Raw genomic sequence first — 6,456 nt, 5'->3', positions numbered from 1 at the left:
CGCCGGAAGGTGCCGGGCAGCCCGTCTCTGCCGATGACGCGGTGAGCACTGCCCTCGCCCACTATGCCGACGCAAGTGTCATTGGCGTGCAACTCCCGAACGGTCCGCGGGGGATCTACCGCATCACGCTGCGCGAGGCCGACGACGACAGCGCGCGTCCCGCCACCGCGGTGTACGTGGATCCGCGCACGAACACGGTCCTGCACCGCACCGACCGCGCCAGCCGCAGCGCGGGCGATCGCTTCCTCATGCTGCAGCGCGTGCTGCACGAAGGAAGCTGGTGGGGCGCGATCGGACGCACCGTCACTTTCAGTACAGGATTGCTGCCGGCGCTGCTGGCGACGACCGGCCTCATCCTTTACGTGCGCTCGCGCCGACGCCGGCCGCGCGTGAACATCGCAACTGCCACCGCAGGATCCAGGTGATGAATCGAGCCTGCCGTTCTTCCTGTAGTTCCTGAATTCACCCGTCACCGCGGCTTCGCCTCGACCCGACCGGGGCGGAGTCTTTTGGCGCCCGTTCGCCGCCGCTGCCGGCGGGGTTGCGACGCGAACACGCCAAGGAGAACGCAATGGATACGATCGCCGGAAGTTCCAACCGCGACGAAGCCCTCGGTCGCATGTCGCGCTGGTTTCGCTTTAACGTCTGGCTGCACCGCTGGTCGAGCCTGATCGCCACACCGTTCTTCTTCGTCCTTTGCGTCACCGGCACCATCCTCATCTTCCATCACGAGATCGAGGATCTCCTCGGCACGCTGCCGGAAGTCACCGTTCCCGCCGGTGCGACGCGCGCGCCGCTCGCACCGATGCTGGAGGAAGCGCACGCCAGGGCAGCGGAGCGCAAGGCGATGTATGTCTTCTGGGACCCCGACGAGCCGGAACGCGTCGCCATCGGCATGGGCCCGCAGGGGGCCACCAAATTCGACGAGGTGCACCCGTCGTTCTTCAATGCCTACACCGGCGAGTACCTGAAGTCGATCGATTTCAGCAAGACGCTGAGCGGCTTCATGCTCACGCTGCACGCGAACTGGTTCCTCGACCTGCCCGGCCAGCTCTTCGGCGGGGTGATCGCGCTCCTGGTGGTGCTCTCGCTGCTCTCGGGGCTCGTGGTGTATGCGCCGTACGTGAAACGCATTGCATTCGGCGTCGTGCGCGGTCGCCCCGGCTCGCGCCTGAAACAGCTCGATCTGCACAACCTGATCGGCGTCGTGGTGCTGGGCTGGGCGTTCATCGTCTCGCTCACCGGGGTCTTCCTCGCGCTCGCCAGCATCGCCATCCAGGTGTGGGCCAACACCGAACTCAAGGAGATGGTGGCGAAGACGCCTCCTGCCACCGAGGCGGTCGCGGCACCCCGGCCTTCCATCGATGCCATCGTCGCCACCGCACAGGAAGCCCTGCCTCACCGCGAGCTGCGCTTCATCACGTTTCCCGGAACCGAGTTGTCCGGTGACCGTCACTACACGGCGCTGCTCTACGGCAGAAGCGGATATGACGACAAGCTCTTCGAGATCGTGATGATCGAGGCCGCGACCGGCAGGATCACCGACATCCGTCCGGCACCGTGGTACCTCAAGCTCATCATGCTGTCCGAGCCGCTGCACTTCGGCGACTACGGCGGACTGCCCCTGCAGTTGCTGTGGTTCGCCTGCACCTGGCTCACGATGTACATCGTCGGCAACGGCGCATGGCTGTGGTGGACGCGGCGCAGCACGCGGCGACGCTCGACCGCGATGGCCGGAGCGCAGGCGTGAGCGCGAGGTCGCCCCGGCGACTGTCGCTCTTTCTTGCCGTGCTGGTGCTGACCGGGCTGATAGGAATGCTGATGGCGAAAGGCGCGCTCGATGCGCTTTTCTTCGTCCTCGCGTCGGCGCCGCTTCTGATCGGATTTGTTTGCTGGACGCTCGCCCGGCGAAGGCGACGAGCGTTCTGACGGGATAGACCACCTTCACCCAACGACCACAAGCCAGCTAGCCAGCGACCATGCCAGCGAGCCTCTTCGATACCCGGAGATCGATGGATGGACTTCGCATGTCGTGCACTCGTTGTTGCCGCTACGCTGGCGCTGGGCGCGCCGCTCGCAAGCCTCGCTGAGGAGTCGGACACGCCCGCGGTCGAGCCGGGTTCGGGCGCGGCCGAGAAAAAGCCCACGCGCAGCGATCCGCCGGAAACGGAGTTGCGCGAACTGCGCGTGCAGGCCGCGCCGGAGACCGACAGCTTCCGCGCAACCGAGCCAACACGGGCGCACTGGGCGAGCGCCCCCTGCTGGACACGCCGCAGCACGTCTTCCGCAACGACCCGTCCTTTGCCTGGGGAAATCTGCCGATTCCATTCGGCAAACCAGCGAGCGTCCTCTTCGCCGTCGAGACCGTCGCCAACCGCAGCGACTGGGTCAACGCCCAGAACTCCTTCCTGACACTGAGCCTTCCGCTCACCGTAAAACTTACCGCGCGACTCGCATTCTCGTTGCCGCTCTTTTACCAATCACCACCAACACCGGAGAGCACTCCATGACGACCAGAGTCTTTCGCCCGCGGCTGCGTCCCCTCGCATGCGCGCTTCTCTCTCTCTTCCCCGCGTTCACGGTTTGGGCACAATCGACGCCGCCATCCGAAGTGGAGACGGCACTGCCGGAAGTGCGCGTCACCGACTCCGGACAGAATGCAAGTGCCAGCACCGGTGCGCTTGGCGACCGGCCGGTGCTCGACACGCCGTTCGCCATCGACGTGGTCGACCAGGAGTCGATCGAGAACCGTCAGGCCGTCACCATCGGCGAAGTGTTCAAGCTGGATCCTTCGGTGATCCCCCTCGATGACGGCTACATCGGCGAGGCGTCCGGCATCATGATCCGCGGCCTGCAGCTCGATCTCTTGAACGGCTACAAGGTCGACGGACTGGCGATCGCGAACTGGGGCAGCGATCTGCCACTCGAGCATTTCCAGCGCGTCGAGCTGCTCAAGGGCTCCGGCGGATTCATGTACGGCTTCGGTTCGCCGGGCGGCATCGCGAACTTCGTGCTGAAGCGTCCGACCGACGAGCCGCTGCGCTCGGTGACCGTCGGTTACATGAACGACGCCACGCTGAAGGGCCAGATCGACCTCGCCGGACGCGTCGGCGAGGACAACATGTTCGGTTATCGCATCAACGCCGTGCAGGAGCAGGGCGACACGTTCGTCAACGACGGCGGATACATCCGGCGCACGTCGGGCATAGCCGCCCTCGACTGGCGCATCACGCCGGACCTGGTCTGGCAGGTGGATGGACTCGCCCAGCAGCGGCGCGTGTACGCCGCGTACTACGGCGTCGTCCCCTACCAGGCTTACGGGCTTCCCGACAATTTCCTGCAGTTCATGGGGATCGACCGGGTACTGACGCCGGTGACCCAACTCCCGTCCCCGATCAAGGGCAACGTGCGGCTCGCGCAGCCGTTCACCTGGCATGACACCGAGTTCAAGATGCTGGGCACGTCACTCAACTGGGCGTTCGCGGACGACTGGAATGCGCGCCTGGCGTATCGCTGGGCCGAGCAGAACCGCACCAACTACGACAGCGCACTCATCCTGCTCGACAACTTCGGAAACTATCTCGACAATCAGTTCGCCGGGCCGCAGCGCTACCCGACCCAGAACGTGGATGCGATCGTCAGCGGCAAGTTCTCCACCGGCTTCCTGCGTCATGACGTCGCCTTCGGCGCCGCCTGGCAGGAACTCGAGCAGATCTGGACCCAGACCTTCTCGCAGACGACACTCGGCTTCGGCAACATCTACCAGGCACCGGTTTCGTTCTTCAACCCCGGGCAGGTGATGCCGCGCGATCTCCAGTTGCAGAGCAGGACGCAGCAAACCAGCATCTTCGCCAGCGACACCGTCAACTTCACCCCCGAATGGTCGGCGCTGCTCGGTATGCGTTACATCGACTACCGCCAGAACACCTACAACTTCGGCAACGCCACCTACACGGCGAATCCCTGGACGCCGACGGTGGCTCTCATGTACAAGCCACTGCCGCCGATGACCCTCTACGCGAGCTACGTTCAGGCGCTGGAGCAAGGGGGAAGCGCGCCGCTCGGCACGGCGAACTATGGCCAGTCGCTGCCGCCGATCACGACCAAGCAGTACGAGCTGGGCGTGAAGGTCGAGGAGACCTGGTGGTCGACTTCCGCCGCGGTCTTTCAGCTGAAGAAGGGACTCGAAGCCATCAACAGCGTCGGTGTCTTCGAGCAGTCGGGTGACGAGACCTACACCGGCGTGGAGTGGTCCGGCCGCGTGCGCCCGACGCGCGAATGGTCGATCAACGCCGGCCTCATGTACCTCCACACCGAGAACGACAGCGACGACCCTCTGCTCAACGGCAAGCGCGCCGCCGGCGCGCCCGAGTTCACGGCGCTTCTCTACAGCGAGTACGCGGTGCCGCAGGTGCCAGGACTGTTCGTGAACGGCGGCGCCAACTTCGTCAGCAACCGCCCGCTCGAGTCCAGCAACCTCAACTCCGTTCCGTCGTACTACACCATCGACATCGGCTCGCGCTACGTGACGAGGGTCGGTGACACGACGACGACGCTGCGCTTCGGCATCAGCAACCTGCTGAACGAAGCGTACTGGTTGCCGAGCTGGGGCTTCATCCTGGTCCAGGGTGCGCCGCGCACCTTCCGCGTCAGTGCCCAGTTCGACTTCTGATCGGCAAGGTCCTGCGGAGCGCAGGAGCGCGTCATGAGCGATCAGGCCATCTTCGACACCGTGATCGTCGCCGCGATGCTTGCCTGCACCGCAATCCGCTGGCCGCATGCACGACGCAACCGCCGCAACCGGATCGTCCGCCATCTCAGGAAAAGGCACCGATGCTGTCGGTGTTCACCGGCATGATGATCACATGGCCAGGGCCGGGGTGCCTATTTCCGCGCCCGTCGTAGCGGCCAGACCGTATCGGCGTGTGACGGAGTTGCAGCGGCGCCGATACCCCGGGCGTAGAATCACCGAAGCAGTGTTGGCGCCCCGCAAGCGCATCCGTGGAGGGTCGATCATGAGGAACAAAGTGCTCACCGCCGCTCTCGGCTTCGCGCTGATCGTCGCCGCCCCCGCCCTGGCCGAGGCGACTCAGGCCCGCAGTCGCGTCGAAGTGGACTTCCTGAAACCGGAGCAGTTTCCGGACGTGAGGTATGCCGTTCTCGATGAGCTGAAAACGTACCTCGTGGAACGGGCGCAGGGCGTCGTCCCGCCTGATCAGACGCTCGTCGTCGAGATCACGGACGTGCGCCTCGCCGGCACGTACGAGTGGTGGAGAACGCCGGGGATGCCGAGCTTCCGCGTGATCCAGGACGCGACGCCGCCGCGGATCACGCTTCGCTTCACGCTGTTCGATGCGAGCGGCGGCGTACTCTCACGAGGCGAGCGCGTTCTGATCGACCAGAACTTCGTCGGCCAGTCGCTGGTTCACCTGGTCGGTCCGCTGCGCTACGAAAAGGCGCTGCTCGACCGCTGGCTGGCTACCGAGTTCAGGTCGCAACCGACGTAGCTGCCGGCGGCTGCGTGACACGATTCCTCGATCAGGGTGCGTCCGCCGGATCGGTCACGAAACCGATCCGCGTGAGTCCGGCGTTGGCCGAGTCGGACAAGCTCTGCGCCACCGCCTCGTAGGGGGTCTTGCGGTCGGCGCGCAGGTGCACTTCCGGCTGCGGATCCATCCGGGCGGCGGTTGCAAGCCGTTCGCGCAGCCCCGCACGATCCACCACTTCGCCGTTCCAGAAGATCTTGCTGTCGCCGTCGATGGCGAGCTGGATGTTGTCGGGGTGGCTGAGGTTCGGTGTGTTCGTCGCCTTCGGCAGGTCGAGTTTCACCGCGTGCGTGAGCAGCGGCGCGGTGATGATGAAGATGACGAGCAATACCAGCATGACGTCGATGAGCGGGATCATGTTGATCTCCGCCATCGTCGTGGACCGGCCGGCGCCGGCTTCGAAGCTGCCGAATGCCATCGTCAGGCCGCTCCCCCGGCCGCGCGCTGCAGGCCGGCTCCCGCTATGGCAGGCCGCACCTCGGCAACGTGGCAGCCGGTGGTGAGAAATGCAAAGAGGTCGTGCGCGAACGCATCGAGCCTTGCCAGCACGAGCCGGTTGCGGCGCACGAAGGCGTTATAGGCGAGCACCGCCGGAATCGCCACGGCGAGCCCGAGCGCCGTCATGATGAGCGCCTCACCGACCGGCCCGGCGACCTTGTCGAGCGTGCCTTGACCGCTCATGCCGATGGTCACGAGCGCGTGATAGACACCCCACACCGTGCCGAAGAGTCCCACGAACGGTGCGGTGCTGCCGACCGAAGCCAGCACCGCGAGCCCCGATTCGAGCCGCGCCGTTTCTTCATCGATCACGCGGCGCATTGCGCGCGTGATGAACTCGGATGATCCACCCTCTGCCGCGAGATTGTGGGTGCCGTGACGGATGTGATGCTTCGACGCGGCGATGGCGTGA

General features: G+C 65.4%; 7 protein-coding genes. 5 read left to right on the top strand and 2 right to left on the bottom strand.

Annotated elements, in window-relative coordinates; genetic code table 11:
* From JNK68_15260 to JNK68_15240, 5 genes are all read left to right on the top strand, one after another.
* The coding region (locus tag JNK68_15260; protein ID MBL8541703.1) for a PepSY domain-containing protein at nt 1-425 on the top strand (425 nt) is incomplete at its 5' end.
* Between the two features lie 146 nt (nt 426-571).
* Nucleotides 572-1,750, top strand: a complete 1,179-nt coding sequence (locus tag JNK68_15255; protein ID MBL8541702.1) for a PepSY domain-containing protein — start codon at nt 572-574, stop codon at nt 1,748-1,750.
* On the top strand, nt 1,747-1,929 hold the full coding sequence (locus tag JNK68_15250; protein ID MBL8541701.1) for a hypothetical protein: 183 nt from the start codon (nt 1,747-1,749) through the stop codon (nt 1,927-1,929). The genes JNK68_15255 and JNK68_15250 overlap by 4 nt, the downstream gene beginning before the upstream one ends.
* A gap of 577 nt (nt 1,930-2,506) precedes the next feature.
* Nucleotides 2,507-4,672, top strand: coding sequence for a TonB-dependent receptor (locus JNK68_15245; GenBank protein MBL8541700.1), 2,166 nt, complete (start codon nt 2,507-2,509; stop codon nt 4,670-4,672).
* Between the two features lie 343 nt (nt 4,673-5,015).
* Complete coding sequence (locus JNK68_15240; GenBank protein ID MBL8541699.1) at nt 5,016-5,507, top strand: DUF3016 domain-containing protein; 492 nt, start codon at nt 5,016-5,018, stop codon at nt 5,505-5,507.
* Between the two features lie 31 nt (nt 5,508-5,538).
* Here the strand turns inward: JNK68_15240 and JNK68_15235 are convergent, their stop codons facing one another.
* Together JNK68_15235 and JNK68_15230 are read right to left on the bottom strand one after the other, a co-directional pair.
* Entirely contained in the window at nt 5,539-5,964 is a 426-nt protein-coding gene (locus JNK68_15235) for a biopolymer transporter ExbD (GenBank protein ID MBL8541698.1), read from the bottom strand.
* A 2-nt stretch (nt 5,965-5,966) separates the two neighbouring features.
* The coding region (locus JNK68_15230) for a MotA/TolQ/ExbB proton channel family protein (protein MBL8541697.1) at nt 5,967-6,456 on the bottom strand (490 nt) is incomplete at its 5' end.

The organism is Betaproteobacteria bacterium (assembly GCA_016791345.1).
Taxonomy (GTDB): domain Bacteria; phylum Pseudomonadota; class Gammaproteobacteria; order Burkholderiales; family JAEUMW01; genus JAEUMW01.
Note: the sequence above shows the minus strand (reverse complement) of the source record. Positions and strands in the feature narration are given on the sequence as shown.